This is a genomic window from Lentzea sp. NPDC037011 (assembly GCF_055607425.1).
In genome coordinates, this window is sequence record NZ_JBVJRT010000005.1 from 696,798 (window position 1) to 713,230 (window position 16,433).

The window sequence follows — 16,433 nt, forward strand, 5'->3', positions numbered from 1 at the left end:
GGTCATCTGGGCTGTTTCGGAGAGGGTTCCGGCGTGATCAGGCAAGTTGCGGAGCTGCTTTGCCGCGCTGTAGAGCGAGCCGATGTAGTCGGTGGTCGAAACCAAGCGCCCAGATGACTGGTGCAGGATCTCCACAGTGTCCGGCAAGTGCTTTAGAGACTGAGAGGACTTGTGCAGCACGCCTGCGGTGGCGGGGAGATGCTCGATCGAGGAACAGTCGCAAGTCACCGAGCCCTGCCTGTGCCAGCGCGTCGAGCAGCTCAGGCCAGCTGTTGCGCCAGCTGGCCTCCTCCGACTCACCGAGCTCCTCGGCTCGTGCCCGCTTGAACTCGGCGACACAACCGCCGACGAAGTGATCGAGCGACTTCTGCATGGCGGTATGTGCGCCGCTGATCGTTCCCCCGAAGACGTACACGATCTAGAGCTACCAGATCGCCTCTGGCAAGACGGCCGAAGGGTCCTGTGCGTGCACATCCAGCGAGCTCCCCAGGAATCCGGCATCGGAGCTGATTCCATGGCTAGGTTGCGATTGCTGTTCGGCTGGCTAAGACAGCGAGCTGACACTGTCCGAAATGATGCGGGCTCCGCAGTGCGTCGTGATGTGTGCTCGACAAGGGGGTTCACGTACTCGGCAGCAGACGCCACGACGAAAAAGCGGCCGAGGATTGAAAAATCCTCGGCCGCATGATAAGTATGAGGCATCGATGAAGGCAGTGCATCGCGCCGAAGAGGTGCTCGTGGCGCAGGTTAGAATCGAGCTACGGTTTGATTTTGAGGACGTGCCAGACATTCGAGTCAAAACCGGAATAAGTGGGGTAAGCGAGATTGTCTCCGTCAACGGAAATCCGATTGACAGTAAGTGTCTCTGATAGCGCTTGACCGACTGAGAGTCATTTCACGTGGTTGCCTGATGAGGAAGTCGGTATGTAGAGGACGGAACGTCCCACCTGCGTGCCGCGAGGTGGTCGCCTCGGTCAGTCGCCCCCTCTTGTCCCTGGATCCTCTGAGGTTCGCGCCAGCTGTGCGTACCACGGTGCTCGTAGGCCGACCTGGCCGTTCGGCATCGGAGGCCCGTCCCGCGCGGTGGTCACAAGGGACGGGCCTCTCACCATAGATCTGGCTTTGTCACCTGCGTCGATGGTCCCGCGGATGGCAGGACGCGTGAGCCGAGATCCTGTCCCGTATGTCGGCAGGCTGGCTGGTGTCAACGTAGTGTCGACAGACTGCGGGCGCGGACGGGTGGCGATGCTCTGATCGTCGTCGGTGTGCCGTGCGCAGTTGACGGCACCTAGACTCCTCACGGGTTTGTCAGACCGTTTGGCACCTCGCGGTCGCGATGGTCCCGGTCTGCTCTGCCGTCTCGGCGACCTTGACGAGCCCGTCTTGGTGGCTGTGCCAGCAGCCTGAGGTAACGGGACGGCCGACAGTGCCGCCCAGGCGGACACAGCTCTGTATCTTCGCCAAGTATGAGCGCTGACCAGCCAGGCGAGGTAAGCCGGTTGCATGGACCGCAGGTCCGCGCCGGCCGAGTGGTGATCCATCGTCATCACATCGGCTCAGGTGTGCAAGCAGCAGCGATTCTCCTTGGGGCTGTGCCAACAATTGTCCTTTTGGCTATTATTCCGATAGTGACATTGAACTCCAATATGGATGTTCCAACTAAAATGGGCATCGTGCAGGCGGCGACCTCTTGGTGGTCGGCTGTTCTTGCGTTGATCGCTTCACTCGTTGCCTTTGTTGCCTATAGAAACAGTATTCGGCGCCCGGATCTTGAATTGCATGCAAGGAATTCCCTAAGTGTGATCGAGCTTACTCTAGCTAACGTCGGTAATGTCGGTGCACTTAGGCCAGTTGTCCGTATTCGTGTCGGAAATGAAGGGGTGTTCTATCGGGACGGGGCAAATGAAGGATGGATTTATGAGGAGTTTGATGCCGATGGCTACTATAGGGTCTTGACGTGGTATGGCGGTGAAACTGTAGTGTATCCAGGGTTTAAATACACACTTCCGCCGATTGATCTCGATCTATCCTTGAGCTCTGTCGAAGTCCGCGACTGGCCAACTGTAATAACGTGGACTTGCGACGGAGCGCAGATGAAAGAGCAACCATTTGAATTTATGCTGCCGTCAGCTAGATAATTGCCAGGGTAAAGGGGTGTTGGTGTGTCATCGTAGGGTCGTCTGCCGGCATCTGTGACAGTCAGACAGGCAGTGGAAGCGAGTAGCTGAAGCTGGAGCCGTTCGATGATCGCGAGCTAAGGTCGCCGACGACTTCGCCCCTCCCCGCAGTGGCTTCCGGGGGGGTGCAGTTCCTCCACCTAGGTTGGGCCCTCTTTCTCACGTGTCGCGAGCTGCAGTGATCTGATCGCTGTCGTGAAGTTCGAGTTGCCGATATCATGCATGGCGTGCCATCAGGACAGGTCTCGGTATGGGTGCCTATCGCCGTTGCAATGCTGGGAATTATCGGCATTGTGAGCGGACAATTGATCAACGCGTGGCGGGAAGATCGTCGATGGCGGCGCGAGCTAGAGCGCGAGGATATTCGCTGGGAGCGTGAGTATAAGAGAGATCAGTGGCGCCTGGAAATGGACAGGCGAAAGGATGAGCTGCGCCAAGCGCATGAATCGCGAATCGAGTGGAGGTTGCAGCGGTTCGAAATTTATCGACAGTTTGCTAATGCGGTGGATCATATATGGTTTTCAGAGCGCAGCTGGATTGCGGGATTCCTTCGGCAGGCTGCGATGCTAAATGATCTCCTGATGGATGAAGATGAGATCGTCCTCCGTATCGCCGACATCGACGCAAATCTCGTTGCCGTGGAGTTTGTGGCTGGGGAAGGGGCGCTAGGGCCAGCGCGAAAGCTTCAAGAAATAAGTACTCGAACGATGTACTTCCTGCGCGAATCAATCACGCTCCAACAGCGTGAAGGTGGCCGGGGTGGTAGTCAGTATGAAAGTCTTGTGGACGAGAATATTCGCGTGCGGCTGCGCGACCTGCAGGAGCACTACGTGCACCAGCGAGCAGAATTCATGAACGCAGTAAAGATGGAATTGGCACTTGATTCGTCGGCGAGGAACTCGGATGCTGTGCAATGATCTAGTTTGGTTGCGCGCGATCTCAATTGCACACGGGCAGAGGCTCTGTGCTGCTGTCAATCCAACTTTCCTCCCACGTGCGCCCTTCGAGATTTCGACCACCCGCTTTAGGAGCGGGCTTGACTAGATGAGTGCGGCGGCCTTACTGATGAGTTCTAACGACTCACCTTCGTTGAGCGCCAACATCCTAAGAGCTGAGAACCGGTCCGCGACCTGCGCGACCTGCGCATCGTTTTCGAAGTACTCGGACTGCAGGAACGTCTCTGCGTACACAACGTCGTTGTGTTGTCGGTGAGGAAAGCTCAGCCAGGTGAAAGGGCAGCTCATCGCGGGATAGGCCCCAGCCGCGTGCGGCACCACCCGAAGACTTACCTCGGGCAGTTCGCTTACCTCCATGAGGTGTAGTAGTTGCGCCTTCATCACGCGCCTGCCGCCCACGAGCTGTCGCAGCACCGCTTCTGGGAACATTGCCTCGACGGCAAGAGAGTCGTCCCCACTTGATCGGATTGTCCACGCCTCCCTGGCGCCGGAGAGCTGCGCAGCTTTCGCTGGGGCGTCCCACTGGGTCGTCGCCCTGGTGTAGTCGGCGAGCTGGAAGACGGTGGGCACGGTGTCCGTGGCGATCGTCCGCAGTCGTGTCGCGTCAGCGATCAGGAGGGGGAAGTCCTCAGCCGGATCGAAGATGGTCGCTTGGGGCTGCAGGACCGCTCTGAGGTCCGCGGCATGCTGCGCCTGCGTCATCACGAACTGCCACTCAGGCGTGGGCACCTTGTAGACGTAGCCCAGCGCCATGATGTCGACGGCTGCGGAGGGCTGTATCGCGTTCTCCATCATGGACAGCTTGGCGCTGCTGAAACCGACGCGGTTGCCTGCTTCGACGAGACTGAGGTCGTGGTGATCTCGCCACCTGGTCAGCTTTCGACCAACAGCGCGTTCGAGCGCGGTAGCTCGGAAGTTCTTAGGCATGTGGAGTTCGACGCCTCACGATCACTTTGCTCGCTCTCATCTCTGTGCGAAGTACTTGTCGCCTACAGCGGCGGAAAGGGCTCGTCCTCGTCCTCGTGGATCACGTGCTCGGCTCCGTCGGACTCCTGGAGGCGTACGCATCGGCGCGAGATCCACTTCAGCGACTGGTCCTCGTCGAGGCTGATCGCGTCGAGCGCTCGAACGACTGCCTCATATCCTTCGACCGCGTGTTCCTCTTCGACGAAGAGGCTGGAGTTCTCGATGATGATCCAGATCAGCGGCTGGTACTTCGGGAACGTGAGCCGCGTGAACGGTCCAGCCATGCCGGCATGCGCACCGGCTGCCGCGGGCACGATCAAAATCCTGATCTTCGTCCAGTTCGCCATGCGCATGAGGTATTGCAGCTGGGCGATGTGCTCTTCGCGGCCACCGACCTGGAGTTCGAGCGCGAACTCGTGGACGTAGAACGTGCAGTGGAGGTCGTTGCGCAGCAACTCCTGCATCTCGTGCATCGCGCGCAGCCGCTCGTCCAGTTCGGCCGCTGGCACGGTGGCTGACGCGGCCAGCACTTCACGCGCGTAGTCGGCTGTCCGGAGGAGGTCCGGGATCGCATGAGGATGCCAGCTGACGAGGGTCTTCGCCGCGGCAAGATTGGTGAGGGCTGTGTGTGACCGGACTGGCGCGTACTTGCCGTGTGCCTGCCACCAGCCGTGCAGCTCGGTAGCGGGGAAGAGGCTGAGCAGGTACTCGCGTTCGGGCTCGGAGACTCGGCAGATGCCGAGAACCACTGCGAGCTCCAAGGTGGTGATCCCTCCCTTGCCGTTGAGTACGTTCGAGACCTTGGCCTCATCCCAGCCCAGCAGGTCGGCGAGCTGTCGGGAAGTCATGCCCGCTTGCGCGATGGTCGCTCGCAACCTCTCGCCGAACTCGCGTCCGCGCGCGGTGGAGTTCCTCTTGGGCATGTCCCGATTCCTTGCTCTGCTGTGAAGGACTGATGAGAAGCTCGCTGGCTACGTGGTCTCCGGCCGGCGGGACTGTTCGTGCTCGCCTTGGGTGGTGGGCGCCTTGTCCAGTGCCTTCTCGCTGAGTTGGTTGTCTCGTCGCAGTGACAGCAACTCGGAGCGCTGTTCGTTGGTGAGCGACAACCACGCCTCGCCATACGCCTCTGCTGGGAGGTCGCTCATCCGCTAACCCCGCCTAATGGCGGTGTCTCAGGTATCGGCGGCGCGCGGCTGCTCGCCGCCACCAGTCGAGGTGGTCGCCGATGACCCACGTCCACGTCACCCCTGCCACGAGACCGAGCGCGACAGTGAGCGCGGTCATGGCGGCTCCCTTCTCAGCGGCACGTGCTTGCGGGGTCCGGTGACGTGTTTGAGGCGGACGCGGAGTCCTCACGTCACCGGACGGTCTGACGTCTGCGGAGCAGGCGTGTCAGACTGAAATCAAGATTCCATCAGCGCTCGGTCGGCGGTACGGCCTGTGGGCGACCTGGCACGACCTGCTGCGACCTGGGGAGCTAGGAGGAGTGATGCGGACGTTCCGCACGGTGCTTGAGCAGCGCATATGGGAGCGTCGGCTGACGCTGGAGGAGTTCGTTCAGGAAGCCGAGCTGTACGCGCGCGAGCATCGGGAGCCAGGCACGCTCGGGCTCCGGCACCTTCAGAGGCTCGTTGCCGGTCGTCGGTCCGCTGGAGAGTCTCTTGGCCAGGTGAAGGCGAGTACCGCCCGGTTGCTGGAGAGCATGCTCGGTATGCCGGTCGAGGAGTTGTTGTCTGCGCCGATGGAGCGCAGTCCTGCGGGACGTGTGGCTGATGTGCCGGTTCACCCTGACCTGATGGGTGCGTTCGAGTGGCTGGATGACGCCGCTGGTTGGGCCAAGGGTTCGGCCGCGGCGAAGGTGGGCGCTGGGCTGAAGCTCGCTGACATCGGAGCGGTCCACGGCCAGCGTGCGCGGCGGAGCCGGATCGGCCGGCGTCAGGTCGCGGATGCGGTGAGGCGGTACTACCGAACCGGCGACACGTTCGGCATCCGCGGTCCTGGCTTGGATATTCGGACCAGCGTGTTCACGCAGCCGGAATGGAGCGAGCTTGGGCTACCGCTTGACGCGGGCAACGAGCGGCTGGCCTTGGTGCAGCGAACTGGAGCGGCACGCGTGTTGGACGCAGATTACGCAGAGGCGGCTGTCCAGCGGCTCGTGACGTCCGCGGCTTTGGGCGTGCGGTTCGCGAACCTGCCGCTGTACCGGATGGCGGAGATCGACGTCAGTGCACGGGGCATCGGCGGGACGGTGGACGTGGGAAGCTTTGTCGAGTACGCGCTGACGCTAGACCTGCTCGAAGCGGAGCTGGCGGATTCGGTGGCGAGCGGTTCCGGTGCAGTGAATCCGTTGCGGGACAGGTACTTGCCGAACATGGATACCGTGCTCGATGTCGCCGGACGAGTCTGTGCCGGTGGGGTTCTGACGCTCGTGGCGATCGCACGGCCAGCGGACCCGTTCCGCGGCGATGCGGACTACGCCTTGATTGTGCAGACCCGGTCAGACCAGGTGGTGAACGCCGCTGGGAAGCTGGCGGTCATCCCGAAAGGCTTCCACCAGCCGCTCACCGATCCTCGCGCTGACGTGCGGATCGGTGCCACGCTCCGGCGAGAGCTGGAGGAAGAGCTGTTCGGACGAGATGACGTGGACGCGACCGGAGGTGTCCCGCGGGCGGTGTCGCCGATGCATCCGAGTCGCTGGACAGCGCCGATGAGTTGGCTGGAAGACAAGCCGGAGCGGATGCGTATGGAGTGCACCGGGTTCGGGCTCAACCTCGTGAGCGGCAACTACGAGTTCGCGACGCTCGTGGTGATCGAGGACGAGGAGTTTTGGCCGCGGTTCGGCGGGCAACTTGAGGCGAACTGGGAGACATCCGGGCTGACGCTGTACTCAAGCCTGGACAGCGAACTCCTCACGGACCTGATTCAACAGGAGGCTTGGAGCAACGAGGGGTTGTTCGCGTTGCTCCAAGGGCTCCGGCGGCTGCGTGAGATCGGCGGCCCGCGGGTAAGCCTGCCGAACTTCGAGCTGTCAGGTCTGTGACGGCCAGCGGACGGTCATGACGACAGAGTCGGCGAGTGCTTCCCACGAGTGGTCGACGCCTGGACCCCACATGATGTAGTCGCCCTGGCGGCTCATGGTCTTGCTACCATCGGTGGTGTCCACACGGAAGTTACCCTCTACCAACAGAACCAGCGTCGTGCGCTGGTCGTCTGCGGTCCACTCCGGACGCTTGTCGCCGGCGGGGTGGATTCCCCACTTCACTTCGACGTCCTTCTGGGAGCGGACGCCGATCGATGGGTCGATGAAGTGTCCGACTAGCCAGCCGCGGGTGTCCGTGCTGTCGTCCGCGGCGTTACCGGCTTGCCAGTTGGCGGTCACCTGATCTCCCATTCGATCTCTGGCAGGTCTACGCGCTCGCCGCCGATCTCGCAAAGGCGGCGTAGGCCCTGCAGAAGGGCGAAAAGCCCTTCGTTGCTCCAAGCTACATCGTTCACGAGCTCGTCCAGCAGCTCCGGGTCACGGCTGGAGTACTGGTGCAGACGGGACGCTTCCCAGTTGGCTTGGACGTCGCCGCCGTATCGCGTCCAGAAGCTCTCGTCCTCGATGACGATGAGGCTGGCGAACTCGAAGTTGCCGCTCACGAGGTTCAGACCGAAGCCGGTGCACTCCATGCGCAGGCGGTCGGGTTCGGCCAGTAGCCAGCTCATCGGCTCGGAAAGCCGGCTCCGGTGCATTGGGTCTGCGTGGCGCTGCTCGCCGACCGTGTTGTCGACGTCGTCGCGGCCGAACAGCTCCTCTTCCATCTCGCGGCGGAGGGTCGCGCCCACCTGGGCGTCAGCGCGGAAGTCGGTGAGCGGCTGGTGGAAGCCCTTCGGGATCACTGCTAGGCGGCGAGCGGCGTTGATGACGTGGCCTGAGCGTTCCTGTACGAGCAGGAGGTAGTCCGGCTCGCTCCGGAACGCGTCTGCGGGGCGGGCGATGGCGGTTAGTGCGAGGGCCCCGCCTGCGCACATTCGATCGCCGACGTTGAGCGCTGCCGCGAGGTTCGGCATGTAGGTGTCGCGGAGGGGGAGTGAGCCGGGGTTCGTCGGCCGCTCCGTGGTGAGGGCGTCGACCAGCTCGCCTTCGAGTAGATCCATCGTCACCACGTAGCCCACGAAGTCCGTCACGCCCACGGTTCCCGCGAGCTGGTGCTTTCGCATGTCCACGTCGAGCAGCCGGAACAGCGGCATGTTCACCATGCGGTGTCCTAGGGCCAGGGTTTCGGCCAGGCGTTGCGCGGCGCGGTCTGCGCTCGCCTCGTCCATCGTGATGTTATCGGCTGGGGTCACGCCGGCGAGCTTCAGCTTGTCGTGCTTGGGGAACAGCGGGCAGTCGAGGTCGAGCCAGTCCGGGTGCGTCAGGACCGTCGTTGAGGTGGACGTGCTCGCGCCGAACGTGGCTGAGTAGCGGCCGTGGCCGGTCGTCGAGCTGCCGTAGTAGGCGGCGAGTGCACGCGCTGTGTCGCGTTGGTTCACGCGGCCGCGGCGCACGCCACGGTCTTGGAGGGCGTGGAGATCCAGGGCTGCTAGGCGCGCGGCCACCTCGCGGCGTGCTGTGCCGGGGTCCCAACCTGCTCGCTCGTCGAGCCAGTTCAGGGCGGCGACGATCGTGGCGTCTTTGCTCAAACGGAGTTCGGCGTCCTCGGAAGCGCCGTCCGGGAGGTTCAGCGGGCCGCCGACGAGCAGCTCAAGGTAGCGGTCGACGACGTCGTCGGAAGCGTTCGCCACGGCGGCGTCCAGCTCGCGCTGGATGCCCGAGCGCGGTTTGGTATCCGGCTTCTGGTGCCACGAGGCCACTGTGCGCACGCCGACGCCGAGGTGTTCGGCGAAGGCTTCGTGAGTCATGCGGAGCGCGGCTTGGAGACAGCGCGCTGCTTGGCCGGTCCACTCAGTGTTCTCGCTCATGCTCGCGCTACCCCCGGAGCGCTGAAGCTGCATTGAACTTGCATTGGACATGCATGGGCTTGAGTGGCGATTCGCGCTGGAATTGGTGCATGGAAATCAAAGCGCTCAACCAGCAGAAACGCACTGCGCTACCGGTTCTCGCGAACTTGCTTCGCTACGGACGCGAGGTCCGACTTGAGGTCGTCCAGGCGTTCGGTGATGTCGATCAGGCGCTGTTCGACACTGTCCAAACGCGACCAGAGCGAGTCGCCGGGGTCGGTGATCGGCTCGTCCCGTTCTGGCGGGCGGCGGCCGTGCAGCACTGCGTCGAGGTGCTGCGGGTGCCAGCCCATGGCTGTGGACAACGACTCCAGCGTCCGCGGCCCCCGCCGGCGCTCCACTGTGTGGTGCTGGATCTCGCGGACGATCGCCTGCGAGACGTTCGAACGCTCCGCGAGCTCACGCTGACGCCAACCCAGCTCGTTCACGCGCTGGTTGATGGCTTTGGCGACTGCCGCCCAATCCTCCGACACGTATTCCTCCGCGCTCCGCCTCAGCGCTGAGATTAGCCGCTTTTCGTTCTTCGGTGACGTGACACGGCGCATTCCGCGCCGCGTGCAATCAAACGCGTCTTCATGCGCGCTGAAATCAATCATTTAGAGCTGAAATCGTCAGCTCACTCTTTGAAGGGCCTATTCCTATGCGTACTTCTGTGTCTTCTGTCCACACCATCCGCGAGACCGCTTGGGTGCTCGGCGTCAGCCAGTCCGTCGTCTTCCGGGCGATCCGGCTCGGGCTCCTGACCGCTGAGCGTCAGTACGGACGTCTCGTCGTCTCCAACAGCTCGCTGCGGCGACTGCTCTCGGAGCCGGGGGTGCCTCGTGACTGATCTGCGACTGGTCGGCATCGCCTGGTCGCTGGACCACCTGCGATGGGTACTGACCGATGAGTTGACTGACGTCGTTGAGAGCGACGGACTGTGCATGTGGGCGTTCACGGGCGAACCGCCGTGGGCGGACGAGGACCTGACCGATCGAGAGCTGGCCGAGCGCCAGTGCACGGGGTGTCCCGTGCGGGACGAGTGCTTGGAGTTGGAGTTGCGCACGGCCGGCGCTGAGACGGTCGGGGTGTGGGGTGCGCTGCCGGAAGACGAGCGGCGCGAGGTGCACCGGCACTGGCTCCAGCGTGGTGAACGGGCCGAGAGGGGGCCGCGTTCATGAACGCCATCAGCGTCACGCCCACTCAGGTGCTGGCCGCGGTCGGTGTCCTCTTGGTTCTGGTGTTGGTCTGGCGGGCTGGTTCTCGTCGGGCGAAGGCCGCGGCTAACGCGGCACGGTCGAGCGTCCGGCTGATGTCGCTCGGTGGCCGGGTGGTCGTGAACGCCGTGCTGATCGTGATCGTTCAGTGGGTGGTCGTGACGCACGGCGGGAACGGCTGGCTGCTGTTCGCGGTGCTCGGGGTGCCAGCGTTGCTTGCGTCGTACACGCTGACGAAGGCGCTCACCGTGACCACGTACGAGCCTCGCGGCCGTGGTGGTGATCGGAAGTGAGAGAGCCGATCGAGCGGGTTGCCGTGCAGGTGGACCGGTTGTGCTGGACCGGGATTTTGCTCGGGCTCGCGTTCACGATGACCAACGTCCAGCAGTTCGCCGCGGCTGGCGCTGCCGTCTGGTCGCTGGCCTGGTTCGCGGCGTGGCTGTTGGACCCGATGGTGTCGCTGGTGCTGCTGGTGCTGCTGGCGATCCTCCGTGCCGAGCAGGTGACTGCTCGGCACGGGGTGCGGCTCGGTGGATGGGTGCGGGCGGCCAAGTGGTTCACGCTCGGGGCCACGTACGTCATGAACACCTGGAGTGCGTTCGTGGCCGGGTCCGCGGCGCTCGTGGTGTTGCACTCGGTGCCGCCGCTCGTCGTGTTCGTCGCCGCGGAGGCCGTGACGGAGTTGCGGGACAAGCTCGGGACCGCTGCGGGTGCCACGGTGGAGGCCGTGGCACTCGGCCCGCGGACGTCGTTCGCGGAGTACCTGGAGATGGCTCGCAAGGCTCGGAAGTCGAGTGCCAAGGTCTCGCCGGCGTGGATTCGCGAGGTCACGGGGTGTTCGCGCGGGCTGTCCTCGAAGCTGGCCGCGGCGTTGAACGGGGACCAGCCATGAGCGGCGAGCTGGTGCCTGCTGAGCAGGTTCTCGAAGGGGAGCTGGTCGACGAGCGTGCGGCCCTCGTTCGGCGGATCGAGACGACCTGGCGCTACTCGCGGGTCGTGCCTCCGGCGCTGAAGTCTCGGGAAGCCTTGAAGCTCGCCGCGAAGGACGCGCTCGCATGGGTGCTTCGGGCTCCACTGCGCTGTGTGAGTGCCGTTGGTCGTGGCCTGGTGGTTGCGGCGCGTGGCTGGCGGAACTGGGTTCGGGTGAGGGACTACCGCGACGCCGCCGAGCAGTCGGAGAAGCTGGCGGACAAGTTCGTCGAGATCCGTGCGCTGACGCTGTTCCGGTGGAAGGTCACCGGGATCGTGTTGCTCGCCGGTGGTGCGGTGATCACGGTGGCTTGGGTGCTCTATGGCGACCTGGTGTTGTGGAGCGTTGGGGGCATCGGCGCGGCCGTGCTGGCGATCGTCGGGCGGGTGAAGGACGGTTCACCAGGGCGGAAGTCGGTGCTTGCAGGGCCGCGCACTCTGACGTGGACGATGGATTCTCAGGTGCTGGTCGACGCGTTCCGGGACGCCAAGCTGATCGGTAAGGACGAGTCGCTGCGGCTGGTCGAGCGGGCGTCTCGGCAGGGGGCTGGTTGGGCGATCACCGTGGACCTGCCGGCGACGCGCAAGGCTGCTGACGTCGTGAAGCATCGGGAGGATCTGGCGTCGGCGCTGGCGGTAGACGAGATCCAGCTCAGCGTCGAGCGGGTGCGTGGCAACGGTGGTCACGCCGGTCGCGTGGCGATGTGGGTGGCAGATGAGGATCCGTACGCCTCACCGCCGATCCGCACGCCATTGCTCACGGTCGAACGGTGGGACGCGTGGCGGCCGGTGCCGTTCGGCACCGACGCTCGCGGACGGCGGATCGACCTGCCGTTGGTGTGGACGTCGGTGCTCATCGGTGCGATTCCCCGGCAGGGGAAGACGATGGCGGAACGGCTGGCTGCGGCTGGGCTCATCCTGGATCCACACGCGCGGCTGTACGTCGCCGACTTCAAAAACGGGAAGGACTGGCAGGCCGCGGAGCAGGTCGCACACCGGTTCATGGCCGGCGACGACAGCGAGCACGTGTTGGCGTTCCTGGACTGGCTCGTTGAGCTGGTCGCGGACGTTCAGCGGCGGTATGGGCGGATGCAGGACCTGGACGACGTCACGTGTCCCGAGTCGAAGGTGACGCCGGCGATGTCCCGTGATCCGTCGCTGGACATGCCGATCACGGCGCTGATCGTCGATGAGGTCCACATTGCGCTGGAAGATCGCACTCCTGTTGTGGTGCATGGGAAGAAGCTCACCGCAGGGGAGCAGATTGGTGAGCTGCTGACGTGGCTCGCGAAGAAGGCGCCCGCGGCTGGCCTGGTGCTGGTGCTCGCTACGCAGCGGCCGGACAGCAACACGATCCCGTCCAAGCTGCGGGCGGTGCTCGGATCGCGGTTCGCACTGCGGGTCATGGACTGGCGGGACAGCAACATCGTTCTCGGGGAACAGATGAACACCCGTGGCTACGACAGCAGCCGACTGCTCCCATCGCACAAGGGCGTCGGCATCCTGCGGCCGGACGGAGAGACACAGGCCGGGGCCGATGTGCTCGCACTGACCGTGCGGACGTTCTACATGCCCAACGAGGACTGGCGGGCGATCTGCGAACGCGGTCGTGCGCTCCGGGAGACCGAAGGGACGTTGACTGGGCAGGCCGCAGGTCAGGACAAGCCTCTGCTCCATCACGCGGAGGTCGTGCGGGAGATCGACGGGCCGAGCAGGAACGAGATCGAGTTGCCGGAGCCGTTGGCCGCGGTCATGGACTACCTCGGTGACGGGCTGGACGAGCGAGAGTTCGTGCCCACGGCCGAGCTCGTGGAGGCGCTGAACGTCGAGCCGACGACGTTCGGCAAGGACATGGGCGACCTTGGCTGCCGACCCACGCGGCAGTACGTCCAGGAGGACGAGGGCACACGACGGGTCCGGGGCTACCTGACCGCGGACATCCGAGCTGCGATTGTTGAAATCGGCTCGTCGCACATACCCGACGTGGACCAGCTATGACCGGTGCGGACCCGGACCACGCGGAGCTGAAGGTCAACCTTCCGGCGGCCCTACCTGTCCTCACCAGGCGACTAAGCCGCATACTGCTAGACATCCTGTTCGAGCTGAGCGAGATGGAGGCCCCGGACGGGGACTCCGGGAGGGAGGTGCAGTGACTGTTGAAATCAGCCGAGACCCGTGGGCGACGCTCGACGACCTGTGGGGCATCGAGGTCAGCGAAGTCGTGGAAGACGGCATCGGCCCGGTAGCGGGATACGGGCGGTGCTCGACGGAGGACAACCAGGACCCGGAGACGTCACGCGGCTGGCAGTTCGGTAACGCGGAGAAGTTCGTCGGGCCGTTGGGTGGCCGGATCGTGGAGGAGTTCTTCGACGTCGGGAAGTCGCGGTCGGTGCCGTGGGAGCGACGGGACGAGGCGTCACGGCTGCTGGCAGCCTTGAAAAACCCGCACCGCGGCTGGAATGCCGTTGTCGTGGGGGAGGGAACGCGGTGCTGGTTCGGCAACCAGTTCTCGTTGATCGCTCCGCGGTTCGAGGCGTACGGCGTTGACCTGTGGGTGCCGGAGTTGGGTGGGAAGTACGACCCGCGCAACCCGTCGCACAAGATGCTGATGAGCGTGCTCGGGGGCATGAGCGAGTCTGAGCGTCAGCACGTGCAGGCGCGTGTCCGTGCCGCGATGGACACGCAGGTGCTGAACGAGGGGAGGCATCAAGGCGGACGAGCGCCGTACGGGTACGTCACGGTGGACGGCGGACCGCACCCAAATCCGCGCAAGTCAGCGGAGGGCTACCGGCTGCGGGTGCTGGCGATCGACGACGAGTCCGCATGGGTCGTGCAGCGGATCTTCGCCGAGTACCTGAGTGGCAAGGGCGATCGGGCCATTGCCATCGGACTCAACCGTGACCGGATTCCGTGTCCGTCTGCGCGTCGGCCGGACCAGAACCGGCACCGGCATGGAGACGGCTGGCAGGGCAGCACCGTGCGAGCGATTCTGGAGAACCCCCGCTACACCGGTTATGCGTTCTTCGGCCGCTCCACGAAGTACGAAACTCTGCTCGACCCCGACGACGTCTCTGCCGGTCACGTGGTCCGGTTCCGCAAGGCCAGTCCGGATCGGGTAATCCGGTCGCGTGAACCGGCGCATCCGAACATCGTGGAGATCGAGGACTTCACAGCTGCTCAGCTCCTGCGGAAATCGAAAGGCGGCCTGCGGACCGCGCGGAAGACAGAGCGGTCCGAACGGACGGTGAAGCACCGCTACCTGTTCCGCGGCCGGATTCGATGTGACATCTGCGGGCGGAAGATGGAAGGCAGCCCGCGCAAGAAAGCCATGTACTACCGGTGCCCGGCACGCACCCTGGCTCCGGGCTCTCCGGTGCTCGCGTCACATCCCGGAGCGATCTATTTGCGGGAGGACCTTCTTCAGGACGCCGTCAACGGCTGGCTCGGGCACCTGTTCGACCGGAAGAACCGGGACCGGACCGTCGCCGCGTTGACGGAGTCACAAGAACCGGTGATCGAGGTCAACCGGGGTGCCGCGAAGAGGAGGCTCGCTGACGCGGAAGCCAAGCTGACGAGATTCCAGAACGCCATCATGGCCGGCGTCGATCCGGCTGCGTTGGTCGAGGCGATCAACGACGCGCAGGCCGAGAGGCTCGCGGCACGGGCTGCCTTGGACAACGTCCCGGCACCCGCCGAGCGAGACGTCGCCGAGATCTACGCGGCGATCGACTCCATCGGAGACGTCAGCGCAGCGCTCAAGGGTCATGCGCCGACGAGGCTGGAGGAGCTGTACGAGGCGATCGACCTGCAGGTCCGGTACAAGCAAAACCCCCACGAAGCTGATGTCTCCATCAACCCCGCGGGGGTGAATAGTGCTGGTGTCCGAGGGGGGACTTGAACCCCCACCCCCTTGCGAGGACTAGCACCTCAAGCTAGCGCGTCTGCCATTCCGCCACCCGGACCGGTGTGGCTGAAGCATATACGCCCCCAGAACGCCCCCTGAACCAGGGGGCACGCAACGCCGGCACGCCCGCCTACGATCGGGGCCGCACAGGCGCGTGGACAGCGAGGAGGACGGCCGGTGAAGGTCATCGTCGAGGCCGACGGGGGGTCGCGGGGCAATCCCGGGCCTGCCGGGTACGGGGCCGTTGTCCGCGACCACCGGAGCGGGGAGACGCTGGCCGAGCGCAAGGGGTTCGTGGGGGTCGCGACCAACAACGTGGCCGAGTACCAGGGGCTCATCGCGGGGCTCAGGGCTGCGGCGGAGGTCGGGGCCGGGGTCGTCGAGGTGCGGATGGACTCCAAGCTGGTCGTCGAGCAGATGTCGGGGCGGTGGAAGATCAAGCACCCCTCGATGCAGCCGTTGGCGCAGGAAGCGCGGCAGGTGGCGCAGGAGTTCGACCGGGTCTCGTACGAGTGGATTCCGCGGGAGCGCAACCGGCAGGCTGACCGGCTTGCGAACGAAGCCATGGACGAGGCGCAAAAGCCTCAGGAACCCCGAAAGCCCTCCCAACCGGTCCAAGCCAAAGCCGAAGGCGACAAGCAGCCGCACTGGAGTGGAGCCACGGGCGAGCCCACGCGGCTGATCCTCCTGCGGCACGGGCAGACCAGGTTGAGCGTCGAGCGCCGCTACTCCGGCCGCGGCGACCACCCGCTCACCGAGTTGGGGCTGGAGCAGGCGGCCAAGGCCGCGCAGCGGCTGTCCGAGGTGGAGGACGTCGCGGCGGTCGTGTCGTCGCCGTTGCAGCGGGCCGCGCAGACCGCGCGGGAGGTCGCCGGCGCGGTCGGGCTTGAGGTGGTCACCCACCAGGGGCTCATCGAGACCGATTTCGGCGCGTGGGAGGGGCTGACGTTCGCGGAGGCGGCGCAGCGGGACCCCGACGTGCACCGGCGGTGGCTGGGGGACACGAGTGTCCAGCCGCCGCAGGGGGAGAGTTTCGACCAGGTGCACGCGCGGGTGCGGAAGGCGCGCACGGATCTGATTGCCAAGTACGGCGGCAAGACGCTCGTGGTCGTGAGTCACGTCACGCCGATCAAGACGTTGCTGCGGCAGGCGTTGGACGTCGGGCCGCAGTTCCTGTTCCGGATGCACCTGGACCTGACCGGCGTCTCGATCGCCGAGTTCTACCCGGACGGGCACGCGTCGGTGAAGTTGATCAACGACACGTCACACCTGGGCTGAA

General features: G+C 64.6%; 17 protein-coding genes and 1 tRNA gene. 9 read left to right on the forward strand and 9 right to left on the reverse strand.

Features of this window, described 5'->3' with window-relative positions; genetic code table 11:
- Positions 1 to 37 precede the first annotated feature (37 nt).
- On the reverse strand, positions 38 to 415 hold the full coding sequence (locus ACZ7CH_RS18890) for a hypothetical protein (RefSeq protein WP_470374420.1): 378 nt from the start codon (positions 413 to 415) through the stop codon (positions 38 to 40).
- 1,051 nt (positions 416 to 1,466) lie between these two features.
- Here ACZ7CH_RS18890 and ACZ7CH_RS18895 point away from each other — a divergent pair.
- Positions 1,467 to 2,138, forward strand: coding sequence for a hypothetical protein (locus ACZ7CH_RS18895; RefSeq protein ID WP_470374421.1), 672 nt, complete (start codon positions 1,467 to 1,469; stop codon positions 2,136 to 2,138).
- Between the two features lie 266 nt (positions 2,139 to 2,404).
- Positions 2,405 to 3,094 carry a hypothetical protein gene (locus ACZ7CH_RS18900; RefSeq protein ID WP_470374422.1) on the forward strand — a complete coding sequence of 230 codons (690 nt, stop codon included), beginning with the start codon at positions 2,405 to 2,407 and terminating at the stop codon, positions 3,092 to 3,094.
- A 123-nt stretch (positions 3,095 to 3,217) separates the two neighbouring features.
- Here the strand turns inward: ACZ7CH_RS18900 and ACZ7CH_RS18905 are convergent, their stop codons facing one another.
- The 4 genes from ACZ7CH_RS18905 to ACZ7CH_RS18920 form a co-directional block, all read right to left on the reverse strand.
- Positions 3,218 to 4,060: a DUF5753 domain-containing protein gene (locus tag ACZ7CH_RS18905; RefSeq protein WP_470374423.1), complete on the reverse strand. Its 843-nt coding sequence runs from the start codon at positions 4,058 to 4,060 to the stop codon at positions 3,218 to 3,220.
- 62 nt (positions 4,061 to 4,122) lie between these two features.
- On the reverse strand, positions 4,123 to 5,022 hold the full coding sequence (locus ACZ7CH_RS18910; protein ID WP_470374424.1) for a helix-turn-helix domain-containing protein: 900 nt from the start codon (positions 5,020 to 5,022) through the stop codon (positions 4,123 to 4,125).
- Positions 5,023 to 5,070: 48 nt separating this feature from the next.
- Positions 5,071 to 5,244: a hypothetical protein gene (locus tag ACZ7CH_RS18915; RefSeq protein WP_470374425.1), complete on the reverse strand. Its 174-nt coding sequence runs from the start codon at positions 5,242 to 5,244 to the stop codon at positions 5,071 to 5,073.
- A gap of 13 nt (positions 5,245 to 5,257) precedes the next feature.
- Positions 5,258 to 5,383 carry a hypothetical protein gene (locus ACZ7CH_RS18920; RefSeq protein WP_470374426.1) on the reverse strand — a complete coding sequence of 42 codons (126 nt, stop codon included), beginning with the start codon at positions 5,381 to 5,383 and terminating at the stop codon, positions 5,258 to 5,260.
- 205 nt (positions 5,384 to 5,588) lie between these two features.
- Here ACZ7CH_RS18920 and ACZ7CH_RS18925 point away from each other — a divergent pair, with 205 nt between their 5' ends.
- A complete protein-coding gene (locus ACZ7CH_RS18925; RefSeq protein WP_470374427.1) occupies positions 5,589 to 7,139 on the forward strand; it encodes a transcriptional regulator in 1,551 nt (516 codons plus the stop codon).
- Here the strand turns inward: ACZ7CH_RS18925 and ACZ7CH_RS18930 are convergent.
- From ACZ7CH_RS18930 to ACZ7CH_RS18940, 3 genes are all read right to left on the reverse strand, one after another.
- Complete coding sequence (locus ACZ7CH_RS18930) at positions 7,128 to 7,478, reverse strand: signal peptidase I (RefSeq protein ID WP_470374428.1); 351 nt, start codon at positions 7,476 to 7,478, stop codon at positions 7,128 to 7,130. The two genes, ACZ7CH_RS18925 and ACZ7CH_RS18930, sit on opposite strands and share 12 nt — an antisense overlap.
- Positions 7,475 to 9,046: a helix-turn-helix domain-containing protein gene (locus tag ACZ7CH_RS18935; protein ID WP_470374429.1), complete on the reverse strand. Its 1,572-nt coding sequence runs from the start codon at positions 9,044 to 9,046 to the stop codon at positions 7,475 to 7,477. The genes ACZ7CH_RS18930 and ACZ7CH_RS18935 overlap by 4 nt, the downstream gene beginning before the upstream one ends.
- Positions 9,047 to 9,174: 128 nt before the next feature.
- The gene (locus ACZ7CH_RS18940) at positions 9,175 to 9,558 is read right to left on the reverse strand and encodes an XRE family transcriptional regulator (RefSeq protein WP_470374453.1); all 384 of its coding nucleotides are present in this window, start codon (positions 9,556 to 9,558) and stop codon (positions 9,175 to 9,177) included.
- Positions 9,559 to 9,906: 348 nt separating this feature from the next.
- Here ACZ7CH_RS18940 and ACZ7CH_RS18945 point away from each other — a divergent pair, with 348 nt between their 5' ends.
- From ACZ7CH_RS18945 to ACZ7CH_RS18965, 5 genes are all read left to right on the forward strand, one after another.
- Entirely contained in the window at positions 9,907 to 10,245 is a 339-nt protein-coding gene (locus ACZ7CH_RS18945; RefSeq protein ID WP_470374430.1) for a WhiB family transcriptional regulator, read from the forward strand.
- Positions 10,242 to 10,574, forward strand: a complete 333-nt coding sequence (locus ACZ7CH_RS18950) for a hypothetical protein (protein ID WP_470374431.1) — start codon at positions 10,242 to 10,244, stop codon at positions 10,572 to 10,574. Before ACZ7CH_RS18945 ends, ACZ7CH_RS18950 begins: the two co-directional genes overlap by 4 nt.
- Positions 10,571 to 11,173: a hypothetical protein gene (locus ACZ7CH_RS18955; protein ID WP_470374432.1), complete on the forward strand. Its 603-nt coding sequence runs from the start codon at positions 10,571 to 10,573 to the stop codon at positions 11,171 to 11,173. Before ACZ7CH_RS18950 ends, ACZ7CH_RS18955 begins: the two co-directional genes overlap by 4 nt.
- Positions 11,170 to 13,248, forward strand: a complete 2,079-nt coding sequence (locus ACZ7CH_RS18960; protein WP_470374433.1) for a P-loop NTPase family protein — start codon at positions 11,170 to 11,172, stop codon at positions 13,246 to 13,248. The genes ACZ7CH_RS18955 and ACZ7CH_RS18960 overlap by 4 nt, the downstream gene beginning before the upstream one ends.
- Before the next feature lie 151 nt (positions 13,249 to 13,399).
- Positions 13,400 to 15,148, forward strand: coding sequence for a recombinase family protein (locus ACZ7CH_RS18965; RefSeq protein WP_470374434.1), 1,749 nt, complete (start codon positions 13,400 to 13,402; stop codon positions 15,146 to 15,148).
- Here the strand turns inward: ACZ7CH_RS18965 and ACZ7CH_RS18970 are convergent.
- Positions 15,127 to 15,212 (reverse strand) — tRNA-Leu (locus tag ACZ7CH_RS18970). The two genes, ACZ7CH_RS18965 and ACZ7CH_RS18970, sit on opposite strands and share 22 nt — an antisense overlap.
- A gap of 119 nt (positions 15,213 to 15,331) precedes the next feature.
- On the opposite strand from ACZ7CH_RS18970, the gene ACZ7CH_RS18975 reads away from it, so the two are divergent.
- On the forward strand, positions 15,332 to 16,432 hold the full coding sequence (locus ACZ7CH_RS18975) for a bifunctional RNase H/acid phosphatase (protein WP_470374435.1): 1,101 nt from the start codon (positions 15,332 to 15,334) through the stop codon (positions 16,430 to 16,432).
- Position 16,433: the final 1 nt, after the last annotated feature.

What these genes read in the sequence shown, in the direction of transcription:
- ACZ7CH_RS18920 (WP_470374426.1), bottom strand. Translation starts at nt 5,383, where the DNA reads ATGACCGCGCTCACTGTCGCGCTCGGTCTCGTGGCAGGGGTGACGTGG.
- ACZ7CH_RS18925 (WP_470374427.1), top strand. Translation starts at nt 5,589, where the DNA reads ATGCGGACGTTCCGCACGGTGCTTGAGCAGCGCATATGGGAGCGTCGG.
- ACZ7CH_RS18915 (WP_470374425.1), bottom strand. Translation starts at nt 5,244, where the DNA reads ATGAGCGACCTCCCAGCAGAGGCGTATGGCGAGGCGTGGTTGTCGCTC.
- ACZ7CH_RS18895 (WP_470374421.1), top strand. Translation starts at nt 1,467, where the DNA reads ATGAGCGCTGACCAGCCAGGCGAGGTAAGCCGGTTGCATGGACCGCAG.
- ACZ7CH_RS18950 (WP_470374431.1), top strand. Translation starts at nt 10,242, where the DNA reads ATGAACGCCATCAGCGTCACGCCCACTCAGGTGCTGGCCGCGGTCGGT.
- ACZ7CH_RS18905 (WP_470374423.1), bottom strand. Translation starts at nt 4,060, where the DNA reads ATGCCTAAGAACTTCCGAGCTACCGCGCTCGAACGCGCTGTTGGTCGA.
- ACZ7CH_RS18935 (WP_470374429.1), bottom strand. Translation starts at nt 9,046, where the DNA reads ATGAGCGAGAACACTGAGTGGACCGGCCAAGCAGCGCGCTGTCTCCAA.
- ACZ7CH_RS18960 (WP_470374433.1), top strand. Translation starts at nt 11,170, where the DNA reads ATGAGCGGCGAGCTGGTGCCTGCTGAGCAGGTTCTCGAAGGGGAGCTG.
- ACZ7CH_RS18910 (WP_470374424.1), bottom strand. Translation starts at nt 5,022, where the DNA reads ATGCCCAAGAGGAACTCCACCGCGCGCGGACGCGAGTTCGGCGAGAGG.